Raw genomic sequence first — 15,259 nt, forward strand, 5'->3', positions numbered from 1 at the left:
CGGCCACCGACGCCCGGCCCCGGGCTCAGCCGGGCAGCCGGTACCCCATGCCCCGTACCGTCTCCACCTGCTGCGCGCCGAGCTTCTTGCGCAGGGCGCGGACGTACACGTCCACGATGTTGGAGCCCGGGTCGAAGTCGTAGCCCCACACGTGGGAGAGGATCTGCTCGCGGGACAGCACCTGCCCCGGATGCCGCAGGAACAGTTCCAGCAGCACGAACTCACGGGCCGTCAGATCCACGACGCGGTCCCCGGAGCGGGCCCGCCGGGTGCGCAGGTCCAGGCTGAGGGTGCCCGAGCGCAGCATCGTCACCTCCGGCGCGCGGGCGGCCGTGCGCAGCCTCAGCCGCACCCGGGCCAGCAGCTCCTCGAAGCGGAACGGCTTGGTCATCCAGTCGTCGGCGCCGCCCTCCAGGCCGGCCACCGTGTCCCGCACCGAGTCCCGCGCGGTCAGCACGATCACCGGGACGGTCACGCGGGCCTCGCGCAGCTCCCGCAGCACCGTGAAGCCGTCCCGGCCGGGCAGCCCGATGTCCAGCACGATCAGGTCGAAGCCACCGGTCAGCGCGTACTCGTAGGCCGCGTCGCCGTCGCCGACGACGGTGGTCGTGAAGCCGCCCGCGCGCAGGCCCTTGTCCACGAAGGAGGCGATGCGCTCCTCGTCCTCGACGATCAGGATGCGGTTCACGTGCGGTTCTCCTCCAGGGTCAGGACGAAGGTGGCGCCGCCGCCCTCGGTGTCGCGCAGCCCGATCCGGCCGCCGTGCGCCTCGGCGATCGCCCGCACGATGGACAGGCCGAGCCCGGCGCCCGAACCCCGCGCGCCGCGCCGGGTGGTGCCGCGCCGGAACCGCTCGAAGATGACCTCGGCGTCCTCCGGCCGCACACCGGGTCCGGAGTCGGCGACGTACAGCTCGATCCGGGCGCCGTCGGCGCGGGAGCCGATGCGGACGGTCTGGCCGGGCGCGGTGTGCTGCACGGCGTTCTGCGCGAGCTGCACCATCGCCTGCGTGATCCGCTGCGGGTCCAACTCGGCCTCGCGGTCGGCGACTTCGGTGAGCTGCCAGTCGCGTTCGCCGAGGGTGCGGGCCTTGACGTAGACGTCGGCGGTGAGTTCGGCGAGCTGCACCGGCTCCGGCGTGACGAAGTCGGGCCGCTCGGCCTTGGCGAGCAGCAGCAGGTCCTCCACGATGCGGCTCATCCGGTCCAGTTCGTCGGTGACGAGCCGCACGGTCTCCTCGCGCTCGGCCGGGTCGTCGCCCATCAGCTCCAGATGGCCGCGCACGATGGTGATCGGGGTGCGCAGCTCGTGCCCGGCGTCGTCCACGAACTGGCGCTGGGCGGCGAAGGCCCGCTCCAGCCGGTCGAGCATCGCGTTGAACGTCTCGGCGAGGGCCGCCACGTCGTCCCGGCCGCGCACCGGGATGCGGCGCGTGAGGTCCTGCTCGGTGAGCTGCGCCGCCGCGGTGCGCACCAGCCGTACGGGCCGGAGGATCCGGCCGGCGACCACCCAGCCGATGCCGGTGGTCATCAGCAGGGCGACGCCGGAGATGGCGAGCAGGATGCGGGTCACCTCGTCGACCCGGTCCTGTTCGCGGCCCGGGTGGAAGGCGACGACGAACGCGGCCTCGGGCTCGCCGCCCGCCCGCGCCACGGCGACCTTGGCCCAGCGGATCTCGCCCGAGGGCCGGTGCAGGGTGCCGGTGGAGCCGGGCGCCTCGAAGACGCGGCGGCGGGCGTCCGCGTCCTCGTGCAGCGGCAGGGGTACGTCGATGTCGCGCGGCTGGATGATCTGCGCGGGGCCCCGGCCGGGCCGGGCGACCAGGCCGATCAGCTCCTCGTCCGGGTCGGCGTACTGCCGTTCCAGGAAGACGTGCAGCAGCCGGGCCGGGTCGGTGAACGGGTGGCCGGTCTCCGGGTCGACGCCGCGCTGCTCGAAGTGGGCGAACTCGCCGGTCTCCTGCGCGAGCAGGCCGTCCACGCGCCGCTCGGCGTCGCGCAGCAGGATCGAGCGGGTGGTCACGGCCACCGAGGCCAGGGCGACCGCCATCACCAGCAGCAGCCACAGCAGGATGCGGACCCGGGCGGAGATCCGGCGCCGCGGGCGGTCAGCCGTCGTGCCGTCCGTCGTCGTCCCGCCCGTCGTCGTGTCCGTCGTCGTCCCGTTCGGAGCCGGTGCCGGGCTCGCCGGTGTCGTCGTCATCGTCGTCGCTCGCGGGGCTGTCGGTCACCGGGGGCCGGGAGACGACCTGGTCGCTCGGCGTCGGTGTCGGCCGGGTGGGCGTCGGCGCGGGGGAGCCGCTGTCCAGCTCCACCTTGGGCGGGACTTTCGGCGGTGCGGGGCTGTCGGTGAGGGCGAAACTGGTCGCGGCGATGCCGAGCGGGATCGCCACGACGGCGGCCAGGGCCGCCATCCGGTGCGAGAAGGCCATGCGGCGATCCTGACCCGGCGGACCGTCGCCCAGGATGAGCCCGGGATGAAGAACTCTTCATCCGGCCGGGGACCGTCATCCGGCCGGGGACCGGAAGCAGCCGCTCAGCTGTCGAGGCCGATCGCGAACGCCGCCTCCAGGTCGTGCTGCGAGTAGGTGCGGAACGCCACGTGCGTGTCCGTGCCCTCCACGCCGGGGATCTTGCTGATCCGGCCGGGGATGACCTCGGCGAGGTCCTCGTGCTGCTTCACGCGCACCATCGCGATCAGGTCGTAGGTCCCGGTGACGGAGAAGACCTCGCTCACGCTGTCCAGCGAGGCGATCTGCTCCGCGATCTCGGGAATGCGGTCCACGCTGGTCTTGATGAGGACGATCGCGGTGATCACGGCTGGTTCTCTCCCTCGGGGGCCGGCGCTGGGGCGCTGTTCACTCTAGTCGTACGCCGGAAGCGCACCCATGCGCAGGCGAAGCCCAGGCCGAACCCCACGAGGTGCGCCAGGTAGGCGACGCCCGGCCCCGCGGACGCCCGCCCGGCCGCCAGCCACTGCAGGACCGCCCAGAACGGCAGCACCACCCACGCCGGGAAGCGCAGCGGCAGGAAGAACAGGAACGGCAGGAGACTGGTGACGCGGGCGCGCGGGAACAGGTACAGAAAGGCGCCGAGGACCGCCGAGATGGCCCCCGACGCGCCGACCAGGGACTGCGGGGAGCCGGCGTTGGCGGCGGCGTACCCCAGCAGGGCCAGGTAGCCGCAGCCGAGGTAGAAGAGGGTGAACTGCACGCGGCCCATGCGTTCCTCGGTCATCGTTCCGAAGACGTAGAGGAAGAGCATGTTGCCCAGCAGATGCACCCAGCTGCCGTGGACGAACAGCGCCGTCGCCGGGGTGAGGACGGCGCCCGGGGAGCCGCCGAACAGATCCGCGGGGATCACGCCCCAGCGCCGGAAGTACGCCCGCTGCGCGGCGAGCAGGTCCTCCCCGGTGCCGTAGCCGGGATTGAGGCCCGACGCCGGACCGATCAGGAAGACCAGGCAGCACAGCGCGATCAGCCCGTACGTCACCGGCGCCGACGGACCCCGGACCGCCCGCCCAGCCCCCGCTCTCCAGTTACCGATCATGAACAGAGCATGACGCAACCGGACGCATCGTGACAGAGTGCCTCGCCGCATGGACGGACGGGCACCGAGGACCCGCCAGGCCGTAGGGTGAGGGCCTGTGGCGAGAGGCCCTCCGAGCCACACGCACCGGGGCCACCGGCGCGGCACCGACACCGAAGGAAGGCGAGCAGTCACGATGACGGTTCCCCTGCCGACCGCCACGACGCGGTGGCGCTGCACCCTCTGCGGCAATCTCACGCGCTTCGACGTGACCCGTTCGTCCAAGGTCGTCGAGTACGTCCACCTCGACCTGGCCGGGGAGCCGAGCGTCGAGGAGCGCGACGTGGTCAGTGAGACCATCGAGTCGGTGCGCTGCCGCTGGTGCAACGCCGTGGACCAGGTGGAACTCGTGGACAGGCCGGCCGCCGGCTCCTGACGGAGCGGGCCCGGCGCAGGGCGATCCCCGACGGCTCGATCCGGGGCCGGCGGGATCCCGCACAGGCATTGGGGTGAGGATGGTGGAGACCACGGGCGGGGGGCCGGAGGACGGCGCCGCCGAGGTGCTCGACCGTCCCCTGCCGGACGGCGTGCGCCGCCGCGTCGTGCAGATCGTGTCCGACGGCTTCGGCGGGCTGACCATGGCCGAACTGCCCGCACAGCTCAGGCAGTACGCCCGGTTCACGCCCACGCGCCGGGCCAAGTTCGCCGGCAACGCCATGGCCGCCGCGCTGGAGACCGACCCGCTGTTCCGGCAGCGCATCGGCGAGAAGCTGAGAGAGGCGCAGCCGGAGATCTCCGGCGCCCTGGACTCCGGCTCCCCGCCCCCGGCCGCGGACCCGCTCGACGTGGCGGCCGCGGCCTACGTGCTGCGGCCCGCCGGCTGGGTCAAGCTCGTCACCGCCGCCGGCGAGGAGGCCCTGCGGGCCGACGCCGAACGCGTCGACGAGGAGAACCGCGCCGAGCTGGAGCGGCTGCGCGCCGAACTCGCACAGGCCCGCGACCACACCCGCGCCGAGACCGAGCGGCTGCGCGCCGAACTGGAGGCGGCGCGGAAGGAGGCCGAGTCGCTGCACCGCAAGCTGCGCTCCGCCCTCAGCGACGTCAAGCGCGGCGAGGCAGCCCTGCGCAAGGCGCACAGCGAGATGGAGGCCGTCCGCGCCGAGGGGCAGACCCAGCTGTCCGCCGCCGAGAGCGAGAGCCGGCGGCTCAAGGCCCGCCTCGCCGAGGCCGAGGCCACCCTGGAGGCCACCCGCCGGGCCGCCCGCGAGGGCCGCAGTGTCGAGGACATGCGGGTCCGGCTGCTGCTCGACACCCTGCTCGACGCCACGCAGGGACTGCGCCGCGAACTCGCCCTGCCGCCGGTGTCGGTACGCCCCGCCGAGACCGTGGACGCCGTCGAGCCCGGCCGGATGACGCCGAAGGACATCGCCGCCCGCGCGCTGTCCGAGAACGACCCCGCGATCCTCGACCAGTTGCTCGCCCTGCCGCAGGCCCACCTGGTCGTCGACGGCTACAACGTCACCAAGACCGGCTATCCCCAGATGCCGCTGGAGAAGCAGCGGCTGCGGCTGCTCGGGCAGCTGTCCCAGCTCGCCGCGCAGACCGGCGCCGAGGTGACGTGCGTCTTCGACGGCGCCGAACTCGCCGCGCCCGTCCTGCTCGCACCGCCGCGCGGCGTACGGGTGCTGTTCTCCAAGCCGGGCGTCACCGCCGACGAGCTGATCCGCCAGCTGGTACGGGCCGAGCCACCCGGCCGGCCCGTCATCGTCGCCTCCACCGACCGCGAGGTGGCCGACGGGGTCGCACGCGCCGGGGCACGCCCCGTGGCGTCGGCGGTGCTCCTCAAGCGGCTTTCCTGACCCCTCATTCACTTCTGCCCCAACCGCAACGTACCTGCGCAATGCCCGAATTGATGGGATCGTCGCGCAACGTAGCGTCAACCCGTCATCACCGCTGGTGAGTTGATGGCAAAGAATGCGGTGCGTAACCGGGATTTTCGCGACAGGGGATTTGAATGATCACGAGTGGGTCACTAGGGTCTGCCTTCGAACCCGCGAACGGGTGATCACTCACGAGAAGGAGCTCGCCCCCGTGGCGTCCCACCGTCGTCCCAAGCAGCCGAGTCGCACACGCGTGACCGTGCTGACCACCGCAGCCGCCGCTGCTGTCGCCCTGAGCTCGCAGGCCGCGAACGCCGCGCCCAGCGAGAAGCCGAGCAAGGACGAGGTCAAGGCCAAGGTAGACAAGCTCTACGAGCAGGCGGAACACGCCACCGAGAAGTACAACGGCGCCCGTGAGAAGCAGGAGAAGCTCCAGAAGGAGATCTCCACCATCCAGGACAACGTCGCCCGCGGTCAGGAAGAACTCAACGACCTGCGCGACGGCCTGGGCACGATGGCCAGCGCCCAGTACCGCTCGGGCGGCATCGACCCCTCGGTCCAGCTGTTCCTCTCCTCGGACCCGGACGACTACCTCGACAAGGCGTCCACGCTCGACCAGTTGAGCAGCCAGCAGGTCGAGGCGCTGAAGAAGATCCAGGAGAAGCAGCGCGAGCTCGCCCAGGAGCGCGCCGAGGCCTCCGAGAAGCTCAAGGACCTGGCGTCGACCAGGACCGAGCTCGGCAAGAAGAAGAAGGAAGTCCAGAGCAAGCTCGCCGCCGCGCAGAAGCTGCTCAACACCCTGACCGCCAAGGAGAAGGCCGCCCTCGCCGCCGAGGAGGAGCGCGCCACCCGCAGCGCCGAGCGCGAGGCCCTCAGCGGCTCCACCTCCGCCGCCTCCGGCCGGGCAGCCGCGGCCTACGCCGCCGCCCAGTCCAAGCTCGGCTCGCCCTACGTGTACGGCGCCACCGGCCCGTCCTCCTTCGACTGCTCGGGCCTGACGTCGTGGGCGTACGCCCAGGCCGGCGTGTCCATACCGCGCACCTCCGAGGCACAGTCCGGGATCGGCACCCGCATCACCTCCGTCGGCGACCTCCAGGTCGGCGACCTGGTGTTCTTCTTCAACGACCTGCACCACGTCGGCCTGTACGCGGGCAACGGCCAGGTCATCCACGCCCCGCGCACCGGCACGGTCGTCCGGTACGAGTCGATGAACACCATCGGCGGCCCCTTCATGTGGGGCGTCCGGGTCTGACCCGCACCCCCTCGGGCACCTCCTCGGGCGGCACGCCGTACCGCCCGAACGGGCGAATTGCGCACCGCCCCGACACCCCCGCGCCCCGCCGGTGACCTGCGTCAGCGGCGGGGCGTCACCGTGCGTGCACACGGCGGTCGTTGGTGGGCGCCCCGTCGCGGGGTTACTGTCTGCCGCGCTTCCCTCACCACCGGGTCCTCCGGCACCGGGGGAGCGGACCTGTCCGCCAGCGGAAGGAGTGCGGCTTCCCGTGGGTTCCCATCGTCGCGTTGCACCGTCCGGCCTCGACCGGGGCACGGCCGCCGCGCTCGGCGTCCTGTCCGTCGCGGCCGCCGCCCTCGGCGCCGTACCCGCGCCCCCGGCCCAGGCGGCGCCGCCCGACGACACACGCGCCGAGGTCGACCGCCTCCACACCGCCGCCGAGAAGGCCACCGAGGCCTACAACGAGGCCGGCGAACGCGCCGGCGCGCTGCGCCGCCAGGTCCGCGACGCGCAGGACCGCATCGCCCGGCAGCAGAGCCACGTCAACACCCTGCGGGAATCCCTCGGTTCCCTCGCCGGCGCCCAGTACCGCGACGGCGGCATCGACCCCTCCGTCGCCCTGCTGCTCACCTCCGACCCGGACGACTACCTCGACAAGGCGGCCGTGCTCGACCGGATCGGCGCCCGCCGGGCCGGCGAACTGCGCACCCTCCAGAAGGCCCTGCGCGACCTCGCCCAGCAGCGCGCCGAGGCGTCCCGCAAGGTCGCCGAACTCGACGAGAGCCGCCGGGCCGTCGCCGCCCACAAGAAGACCGTCGAGCGGAAACTCGCCGCGGCCCGGCGCCTGCTGAACTCCCTGCCGGACCACGAACGCGCCGCCTACGACCGCGCCTCCCGCACCGGCCGCGACGGCCTGCCCGGCCTCGGCGGCGACACCGCGGCCTCCGGGCGGGCCGCCGCCGCCCTCGCCGCCGCGCAGTCCGCCCTCGGCAGACCCTACGTCTGGGGCGCCAACGGCCCCTCCGGCTTCGACTGCTCGGGCCTGACGCAGTGGTCGTACGCGCAGGCCGGGATCGCCCTGCCGCGCACCTCGCAGGCACAGCGGTACGCCGGCCGGCGGATCCCGCTGTCCGAGGCCCGCCCCGGCGACCTGGTCACCTACCGGTCCGACGCCAGCCACATCGCCATGTACGCGGGCAACGGACAGGTCATCCACGCGCCCCGCCCCGGCGCCCCCGTGCGCTACGACCCGGTGGGCATGATGCCGGTCTCCTCCGTCACCAGGGTCTGACCGTACGGCCCGTTCCCCCTTACCCTCGGGAAGGTGGCTGGTCGAAGGCGGGCGTCGGGTTCCTCGGTGGTGGTGCTGTGTCTGCTGCTCGTCTCCCTCGTGGCGTGCGGGGGACCGCCGGACACCGAGGCGGTGCGCGGCGACGTCCAGCGGGTCCTCGACCGGCGCGCCGAAGCCCTCCTCGACCGTGACGAGCGGGCCCTCGCGGCGACCGGCGCCCGGGCCGGCTACGACAACCTGCGGGCCGTGCCGCTGGACGACTGGACGTACCGCGTGAAGGGCGTGCGGCGCGACGGCGACACCGTCACCGCCGACACCGAACTGCGCTACCGCGTCCGCGGTTTCGACGCCGCCCCCGTCACCACGGCCCGCACCCTGCGGCTGAGCCGGGACGCGGACGGCCGGTGGTCCGTGGACGCGGACCGGCCCGCGAAGAAGTCCGCGCAGCAACTGTGGGACCAGGGCGCCGTACGGGCCGTCCACGGCACGCACAGCCTCGTCCTCGGCGTCGGCCAGTCCCGCGCCGCCCTGGACCGCTACGCCGGGCTCGCCGACCGCGCGGTGCCGGCCGTGTCCGACGCCTGGCACACCGACTGGCCCCGGCGCGTCGTCGTGCTCGTGCCCCGGTCGCTGGAGGGCATGGCCGGACTGCTGGGCTCGCCCGCCTCGTCGTACCGGGGCATAGCCGCCGTCACCACCGGCGAGACCGGCGCCCGCGAGACGGCGCCCGCGGACCGGGTCGTCGTGAACCCCGACGCCTACGGGACGCTCGGCCCCGTCGGCCGGCAGGTCGTCCTCACCCACGAGACGACCCACGTCGCCACCCGCGCCCACACCACCTCCTCGACGCCGCTGTGGCTGTCCGAGGGCTACGCGGACTGGGTCGGCCACCGCGGCACCGACCGCACCCCCGAGCAGGCCGCGCCCGAGCTGGCCGCCGCGGTCGCCGGGGGACGGCCGCCCGCCGGGCTGCCCGAGGACGGCGACTTCGGGTTCGACGACGACGCGGACGCGCTGGCGCGGGCCTACGAGAGCGGCTGGATGGCCTGCCGCTTGATCGCGGAACGCTGGGGCGAGGAACGCCTCGGCGCGTTCTACCGCGCGGTCGGCGCCCACGGACAGCGCTCGGGCGCGGTCGAGAACGCCCTGGAACGGGTGCTCGGCACGACGCTCGCGGAGTTCACCGCCGCCTGGCGGGACCACCTGCGGTCCGAGTTCGCGTGAGTCCTACCCGCGGACGGGGGTCCGGTCGAGCGGCGCGGCGGCGGCCGCGTCCGGGGCCGGTGCCGCACCCGGGACCGTGTCGCGCCACAGCCGTGCCGCGGCGGTGATCGTGGCGGCCAGCAGCAGGCCGTTGCGCACGAACAGCAGCGTGACGCCGAGCGGCTCGCTCGCGACGACGCTCCCGAAGTACAGCGGGAACTCCAGCACCGTCACGAAGGACGCCACCAGCACCATCCCGACCGGCAGCCGCATCCGGGTGGCCGGGTGGCACAGGCACACGGCGGCCACCCCGACCAGCCACACCAGGTACTGCGGGCTGATCACCCGGCTCGTCGTCGTGAACATCAGCACCGCCACGAACGCCGCGTCCGCGACGGTGTGCGTCCCGAACCGCCGCGCCAGCAGCCGCCACAGCAGCAGCCAGCCGAACGCCACACCGGTCAGGAACAGCGCCGCCGAGCTCACCACGTCCACGTGCGGGCCGAGGAACTCCACCGAGCCGTAGTTCAGCCGCACCTCGCCGCTCCAGCCGAACTGCCGGGCCACGTGGAACACCAGCGCGCCCAGCGACTCCACCTCCGTGCCCCGGTCCCGCTGGAACGTCAGGAACGCGAACGCGCCCGGCATCGCCACCGCGAACAGCCCCGCCAGCACCGCCCCGGTCAGCGCCGCCGCGGCCCACGTCGAGCGCCGCCGCACCGCGAGGAGCACCAGCACCGGCCACACCTTGAGCATCGCGCCGAGCCCCGCCAGCACGCCCATCGCCCGCGGATGCCGGGCGCCCGCCAGCAGCGCCGCCACCGCGACGGCCGTGACCATCACGTCGTAGCGCGCGTACACCGTCGGGCCCAGCAGCGGCATGCCGATCACCCACGCCCAGGCGCCCCGCGGGGACAGTCCGGGGCGACGGCCCGCGCGGGCCAGCAGCGCCAGGACGACCAGGTCCGCGACGCACGCCAGCACGAAGAACGCCGTCGCGTAGTCCCAGAACGGCAGCACCGTCGGCGACATGATCGCGAGCGCCGCGGCCGGCGGGTACTGCCAGGTGACGTCGTCCAGCGGGAACGTCCCGGTGCTCAGCACCTCGTACCAGCCCCGGTAGATCCCGGACACGTCGCTCGTGACGTCCGGACCGGGGAAGACGTACACCTTCAGGACGAACAGCATCAGCGGCAGCCGCGTCAGGGCCCAGACCCCCAGCAGCGGTATGAGGTACCGCCGCACGCCCGTCGTCTTCACGTGATCCGCCCGTCCGCTCGCCGCCCGATGGGGCCATGATGTCGCGGACGGCCGCGCGGCTGCCACCCAGCCCGGTCGGGCCCGTCCGTGAACAGCGCGTTCGGTAGGGTCGGCGGCGATGCACAAGACCCTGATCGTGACCAACGACTTCCCGCCCCGGCCCGGCGGCATCCAGGCGTTCCTGCACAACATGGCGCTGCGACTCGACCCGGACCGGCTCGTCGTCTACGCCTCCACCTGGAAGCGCGGTGCCGAGGGAGCCCGGGCGACCGCGGCCTTCGACGCCGAGCAGCCCTTCACCGTCGTGCGCGACCGTACGACGATGCTGCTGCCGACGCCGGGCGCCACCCGGCGGGCCGTCGGACTGCTGCGCGAGCACGGCTGCACCTCGGTGTGGTTCGGGGCGGCGGCCCCCCTCGGGCTGATGGCACCGGCACTGCGGAGGGCGGGCGCCGAGCGGATCGTGGCCACCACCCACGGCCACGAGGCGGGCTGGGCCCAGCTGCCCGCCGCCCGGCAGCTGTTGCGCCGCATCGGGGAGGGCACGGACACGCTCACCTACCTCGGCGAGTACACCCGCTCGCGGATCGCGGGCGCGCTCACGCCCGAGGCGGCGGCCCGCATGCGGCAGCTGCCGCCCGGCGTCGACGAGAAGACCTTCCACCCCGGCTCCGGCGGCGACGAGGTCCGGGCCCGGCTCGGACTGACCGACCGGCCCGTCGTCGTGTGCGTCTCCCGGCTCGTGCCGCGCAAGGGACAGGACACGCTGATCCTGGCCATGCCGCGCGTCCTGGCCGCCCAGCCGGACGCCGTGCTGCTGATCGTCGGCGGCGGCCCCTACGAGAAGGACCTGCGCCGGCTCGCCCGCGAGACCGGGGTCGCCGGCTCCGTGCGCTTCACGGGATCCGTGCCCTGGTCCGAGCTGCCCGCCCACTACGGCGCCGGCGACGTGTTCGCGATGCCGTGCCGGACGCGGCGCGGCGGCCTCGACGTGGAGGGCCTCGGCATCGTCTACCTGGAGGCCTCCGCGACCGGCCTGCCCGTCGTCGCCGGCGACTCGGGCGGCGCCCCCGACGCGGTCCTCGACGGCGAGACGGGCTGGGTCGTCCGCGGCGGCTCCGCCGAGGAAACGGCCGACCGCGTCACCACGCTCCTCGCCGACCCCGGCCTGCGTCGGCGGATGGGGGAGCGGGGCCGGGCGTGGGTGGAGGAGAGGTGGCGCTGGGATCTGCTGGCGGAGAACCTGAAAACGCTGCTGCAGTGAGAGGGCGCGGGGCGCCGCGCACGTGACGCAGCCGACGGCTACTTCGCGTAAAGGGCCTCGATCTCGTCGGCGTAGTCCTTCGCCACGACGTTCCGCTTGAGCTTCAGCGATGGCGTCAGGTGGCCGGACTCCTCCGTGAACTGGGAGCCGAGGATCCGGAACTTCCGCACCGACTCCGCCTTCGACACCGCCGCGTTGCCGTCGTCGATCGCGGACTGGATCGCGGCGTTCAGGTCGGGATCGTCCCGCAGCTCCGCCGCCGTCACGCCGGCCGGCTTGCCGTGCTCGGCGGCCCAGCGGCCCAGGAACTCCTCGTCGACGGTGACCAGCGCGCCCACGAACGGCCGCCCGTCGCCCACCACCATGCACTCGGCGACCAGCGCGTGCGCCCGGATGCGGTCCTCGATCACGGCCGGCGCGACGTTCTTGCCGCCGGCCGTCACGAGGATCTCCTTCTTGCGGCCGGTGATCCGCAGGTAGCCGTCCTCGTCGAGGGTGCCGATGTCGCCGGTGTGGAACCAGCCGTCGGCGAGGGCCTCCTCGGTGGCGCCCGGGTTGTTCCAGTACTCCTTGAACAGGTGCTCGCCGTGCAGCAGCACCTCGCCGTCGTCGGCGATGCGGACCACCGAGCCGGGCAGTGGCTGGCCGACCGTGCCGATCTTCTGCCGGTCCCAGGGGTTGAACGCGGTCGCCGCGCAGGACTCGGTCAGGCCGTAGCCCTCCAGCACCGAGAAGCCGATGCCGCGGAAGAAGTGGCCGAGGCGCTCGCCGAGCGGGGCGCCGCCGGAGATGGCGTACTCGCCCTTGCCGCCCAGTACCGTGCGCAGCTTGCTGTAGACCAGCTTGTCGAAGACCTTGTGCTTGATCCTCAGGCCGAGGGACGGCCCGGACGGGGTGTCCAGCGCCTTGCTGTAGGCGATCGCCGTGTCCGCGGCCTTGTCGAAGATCCTGCCCTTGCCGTCGGCCTGCGCCTTGGCGCGCGCCGAGTTGTAGACCTTCTCGAACACGCGCGGCACACCGAGGATCAGCGTGGGCCGGAACGCGGCGAGTTCGTCGGTGAGGTTCTTGATGTCGGGAACGCAGCCCAGCTTGATCGGCGCGAGCATCGGCGCGATCTCCACGAGCCGCCCGAAGACGTGCGCGAGGGGCAGGAACAGCAGCACCGAGCACTCGCCGGTGCGGAACAGCGGGCGCAGCCGCTCGACGACGTTGCCGCACTCGGCGAAGAAGCTGCGGTGGGTCAGCACACAGCCCTTGGGGCGGCCGGTGGTGCCGGAGGTGTAGACGATGGTCGCCGGGTCGTCGGCGCGGGCGATCGAGCCGCGTTCCTCGACCGTCTCGTCCGTGACGTCCTGGCCGAGCCGGCCCAGCTCCTCGACGGCGCCGGCCTCGATCTGCCAGACGTGCTTCAGCTCGGGCAGCCGGTCGCGCACCGACTCGACGGCCGCGGCGTGCGTGTCCAGTTCGACCACGCAGGCGGTGGCGCCGGAGTCGCTGAGGATCCACTGCACCTGCTCGGGGGAGCTGGTCTCGTACACCGGCACGGTCACCGCGCCCGCGCTCCAGATCGCGAAGTCCAGCAGCGTCCACTCGTAGCGGGTGCGCGACATCAGCGCGACCCGGTCGCCCGGCTGGACGCCGGAGGCGATGAGGCCCTTGGCGGCGGCGTGCACCTCGGCGAGGAACGCCCGGGCCGTCACGTCCTGCCAGGCGCCGCCGACCTTGCGGGCGATGACGGCGACGTCCGGGTGCTGCGCGGCGTTTCTGCGGACGATGTCGGTGAGATTTCCGTCCGCAGGGACCTCGTACAAGGCCGGAAGGCTGAACTCGCGCAAGACTGCTGCTCCTCATAGGGCGCCGGCGCCACGACGTTGTGCGATGCGACGGTGCGGTCCAAGGCTCGGGCAGGTGCTCAGGGGATCGGCCGTGGGAGCGGAGCCCACTGGTTGAAAACCTGAGCACGACTGGACTGCCCGGACGTTACCCGCCGGTATGGCGTCTTCGACAGGGGGGTCCGGCGAGATGTTCGCTGCGTCACACAGATTGGTATGCCTGTTGGTATTCCTCCGCGCACAGTAGTCCAGGCCTTTTGTGACGTGCGAGTAACCGCAGGTCCGGCCGCCACTGTTCACGTATGCCGCACACGCCTACGCTTGATCGACATGGCACCCACACGAGCCGGTAACCGCAGGACGCGCGTCCACGTGGTCAGCGACGTGCACGGCAACGCCCGTGACCTGGCGAGGGCCGGGGACGGCGCCGACGCCCTGATCTGCCTGGGTGACCTCGTCCTCTTCCTCGACTACGCCGACCACTCCCGCGGCATCTTCCCCGACCTCTTCGGCGTCGAGAACGCCGACCGCATCGTGGAGCTGCGCACCGCCCGCCGCTTCGAGGAGGCGCGGGAGTTCGGCGCGCGGCTGTGGGCCGGCATCGGCACCGACCGCGCCGCCGCGATAGAGAAAGCGGTGCGCAAGCAGTACGCCGAGCTGTTCGCCGCGTTCCCCACACCGACGTACGCCACCTACGGCAACGTCGACATGCCGCCCCTGTGGCCGGAGTACGCCGGACCGGGCACCACCGTCCTGGACGGCGAGCGCGCCGAGATCGGCGGCCGGGTCTTCGGCTTCGTCGGCGGCGGACTGCGCACCCCGATGCGCACGCCGTACGAGATCTCCGACGAGGAGTACGCCGCGAAGATCGAGGCGGTCGGCGAGGTCGACGTGCTGTGCACCCACATCCCGCCCGAGGTGCCCGAGCTGGTCTACGACACGGTGGCGCGGCGCTTCGAGCGCGGCAGCCGGGCGCTGCTGGACGCGATCCGGCGCACCCGGCCCCGGTACGCCCTCTTCGGGCACGTGCACCAGCCGCTGGTGCGGCGCATGCGGATCGGCGCGACCGAGTGCGTCAACGTCGGCCACTTCGCCGGGACCGGACGGCCGTGGGCGCTGGAGTGGTGAGGTCCGCCCAGGTGGGGTGAGTTCGGCACCATCCCCGCGCGGTAGCCTTCACGCTGCATACACTCGCGTCCTTAGCGGCCCGCATCTGGAGGAGCCACGGCGATGGCGGAACACACCAGCTCGAGCATCACGATCGAGGCTGCACCGGCCGACGTCATGGGAGTGATCGCCGACTTCGCGCGCTACCCGGACTGGACCGGCGAGGTCAAGGAGGCCGAGGTCCTCGAGACCGACGCCCAGGGCCGCGCCGAACAGGTCCGCCTCGTCATGGACGCGGGCGCGATCAAGGACGACCAGACCCTCGCCTACACCTGGACCGGCGACCACGAGGTCTCCTGGACCCTGGTCAAGTCCCAGATGCTGCGCTCCCTGGACGGCGTCTACAGCCTCCGGCCGACCGCCAAGGGCACCACGGAGGTCACCTACCGCCTCACGGTCGACGTCAAGATCCCCATGCTGGGCATGATCAAGCGCAAGGCGGAAAAGGTCATCATCGACCGGGCCCTGGCGGGCCTGAAGAAGAGGGTGGAGTCGGGGGCGGCTTGACCGGGCCGCGGGGCAGAGCCCGCGGGCAGTCGTGCCTCCCCCCAGTGCCCCATGGGTCTGGGAGGCCCCCGCCCCAGGCGGCGCCCGTCCCGCC

15 protein-coding genes are annotated in these 15,259 nt (G+C 73.0%); 8 read left to right on the forward strand and 7 right to left on the reverse strand.

Annotated features, from left to right (window positions below):
- Window positions 1-25 precede the first annotated feature (25 nt).
- The 5 genes from ACZ7D7_RS11495 to ACZ7D7_RS11515 all read right to left on the reverse strand — a co-directional run bounded on the left by ACZ7D7_RS11495 (window position 26) and on the right by ACZ7D7_RS11515 (window position 3,548).
- Complete coding sequence (locus ACZ7D7_RS11495; RefSeq protein ID WP_470823836.1) at window positions 26-688, reverse strand: response regulator transcription factor; 663 nt, start codon at window positions 686-688, stop codon at window positions 26-28.
- A complete protein-coding gene (locus ACZ7D7_RS11500) occupies window positions 685-2,202 on the reverse strand; it encodes a sensor histidine kinase (protein WP_470823837.1) in 1,518 nt (505 codons plus the stop codon). The genes ACZ7D7_RS11495 and ACZ7D7_RS11500 overlap by 4 nt, the downstream gene beginning before the upstream one ends.
- Window positions 2,108-2,431 (reverse strand): small secreted hydrophilic protein, encoded by a 324-nt coding sequence (locus ACZ7D7_RS11505; protein WP_470823838.1) that lies wholly within the window; start codon window positions 2,429-2,431, stop codon window positions 2,108-2,110. Before ACZ7D7_RS11505 ends, ACZ7D7_RS11500 begins: the two co-directional genes overlap by 95 nt.
- 104 nt (window positions 2,432-2,535) lie before the next feature.
- Entirely contained in the window at window positions 2,536-2,817 is a 282-nt protein-coding gene (locus ACZ7D7_RS11510) for an Lrp/AsnC family transcriptional regulator (RefSeq protein WP_279548168.1), read from the reverse strand.
- Window positions 2,814-3,548, reverse strand: coding sequence for a rhomboid family intramembrane serine protease (locus ACZ7D7_RS11515; RefSeq protein WP_470823839.1), 735 nt, complete (start codon window positions 3,546-3,548; stop codon window positions 2,814-2,816). The genes ACZ7D7_RS11510 and ACZ7D7_RS11515 overlap by 4 nt, the downstream gene beginning before the upstream one ends.
- A gap of 175 nt (window positions 3,549-3,723) precedes the next feature.
- Here ACZ7D7_RS11515 and ACZ7D7_RS11520 point away from each other — a divergent pair, with 175 nt between their 5' ends.
- The 5 genes from ACZ7D7_RS11520 (at window position 3,724) to ACZ7D7_RS11540 (ending at window position 9,156) form a co-directional block, all read left to right on the forward strand.
- The gene (locus tag ACZ7D7_RS11520) at window positions 3,724-3,963 is read left to right on the forward strand and encodes a hypothetical protein (protein WP_470823840.1); all 240 of its coding nucleotides are present in this window, start codon (window positions 3,724-3,726) and stop codon (window positions 3,961-3,963) included.
- Between the two features lie 79 nt (window positions 3,964-4,042).
- Window positions 4,043-5,386 (forward strand): NYN domain-containing protein, encoded by a 1,344-nt coding sequence (locus ACZ7D7_RS11525; RefSeq protein ID WP_470823841.1) that lies wholly within the window; start codon window positions 4,043-4,045, stop codon window positions 5,384-5,386.
- 232 nt (window positions 5,387-5,618) lie between these two features.
- Window positions 5,619-6,659 carry a C40 family peptidase gene (locus ACZ7D7_RS11530; RefSeq protein WP_470823842.1) on the forward strand — a complete coding sequence of 347 codons (1,041 nt, stop codon included), beginning with the start codon at window positions 5,619-5,621 and terminating at the stop codon, window positions 6,657-6,659.
- Between the two features lie 250 nt (window positions 6,660-6,909).
- Window positions 6,910-7,932 (forward strand): C40 family peptidase, encoded by a 1,023-nt coding sequence (locus ACZ7D7_RS11535; RefSeq protein WP_470823843.1) that lies wholly within the window; start codon window positions 6,910-6,912, stop codon window positions 7,930-7,932.
- A 33-nt stretch (window positions 7,933-7,965) separates the two neighbouring features.
- Window positions 7,966-9,156 carry a hypothetical protein gene (locus tag ACZ7D7_RS11540; protein ID WP_470823845.1) on the forward strand — a complete coding sequence of 397 codons (1,191 nt, stop codon included), beginning with the start codon at window positions 7,966-7,968 and terminating at the stop codon, window positions 9,154-9,156.
- A gap of 3 nt (window positions 9,157-9,159) precedes the next feature.
- On the opposite strand, the gene ACZ7D7_RS11545 is transcribed toward ACZ7D7_RS11540, so the two are convergent.
- Window positions 9,160-10,395, reverse strand: coding sequence for a glycosyltransferase 87 family protein (locus tag ACZ7D7_RS11545; protein WP_470823846.1), 1,236 nt, complete (start codon window positions 10,393-10,395; stop codon window positions 9,160-9,162).
- Between the two features lie 118 nt (window positions 10,396-10,513).
- Between ACZ7D7_RS11545 and ACZ7D7_RS11550 the strand changes: the two genes are divergently transcribed.
- Complete coding sequence (locus ACZ7D7_RS11550) at window positions 10,514-11,659, forward strand: glycosyltransferase family 4 protein (protein ID WP_470823847.1); 1,146 nt, start codon at window positions 10,514-10,516, stop codon at window positions 11,657-11,659.
- A 38-nt stretch (window positions 11,660-11,697) separates the two neighbouring features.
- On the opposite strand, the gene ACZ7D7_RS11555 is transcribed toward ACZ7D7_RS11550, so the two are convergent.
- Window positions 11,698-13,494: an AMP-dependent synthetase/ligase gene (locus tag ACZ7D7_RS11555; RefSeq protein WP_470823848.1), complete on the reverse strand. Its 1,797-nt coding sequence runs from the start codon at window positions 13,492-13,494 to the stop codon at window positions 11,698-11,700.
- Between the two features lie 327 nt (window positions 13,495-13,821).
- Here ACZ7D7_RS11555 and ACZ7D7_RS11560 point away from each other — a divergent pair, with 327 nt between their 5' ends.
- Entirely contained in the window at window positions 13,822-14,619 is a 798-nt protein-coding gene (locus ACZ7D7_RS11560; protein WP_470823850.1) for a metallophosphoesterase family protein, read from the forward strand.
- A 102-nt stretch (window positions 14,620-14,721) separates the two neighbouring features.
- Window positions 14,722-15,165 (forward strand): SRPBCC family protein, encoded by a 444-nt coding sequence (locus ACZ7D7_RS11565; protein WP_470823851.1) that lies wholly within the window; start codon window positions 14,722-14,724, stop codon window positions 15,163-15,165.
- Window positions 15,166-15,259 lie beyond the last annotated feature (94 nt).

This window comes from Streptomyces sp. NPDC037054 (assembly GCF_055606745.1).

Excerpts from the sequence above, each read along its gene's own strand:
- ACZ7D7_RS11560 (WP_470823850.1), top strand. The coding sequence starts at position 13,822 with ATGGCACCCACACGAGCCGGTAACCGCAGGACGCGCGTCCACGTGGTC.
- ACZ7D7_RS11520 (WP_470823840.1), top strand. The coding sequence starts at position 3,724 with ATGACGGTTCCCCTGCCGACCGCCACGACGCGGTGGCGCTGCACCCTC.
- ACZ7D7_RS11550 (WP_470823847.1), top strand. The coding sequence starts at position 10,514 with ATGCACAAGACCCTGATCGTGACCAACGACTTCCCGCCCCGGCCCGGC.
- ACZ7D7_RS11525 (WP_470823841.1), top strand. The coding sequence starts at position 4,043 with ATGGTGGAGACCACGGGCGGGGGGCCGGAGGACGGCGCCGCCGAGGTG.
- ACZ7D7_RS11505 (WP_470823838.1), bottom strand. The coding sequence starts at position 2,431 with ATGGCCTTCTCGCACCGGATGGCGGCCCTGGCCGCCGTCGTGGCGATC.
- ACZ7D7_RS11515 (WP_470823839.1), bottom strand. The coding sequence starts at position 3,548 with ATGATCGGTAACTGGAGAGCGGGGGCTGGGCGGGCGGTCCGGGGTCCG.
- ACZ7D7_RS11565 (WP_470823851.1), top strand. The coding sequence starts at position 14,722 with ATGGCGGAACACACCAGCTCGAGCATCACGATCGAGGCTGCACCGGCC.
- ACZ7D7_RS11500 (WP_470823837.1), bottom strand. The coding sequence starts at position 2,202 with ATGACGACGACACCGGCGAGCCCGGCACCGGCTCCGAACGGGACGACG.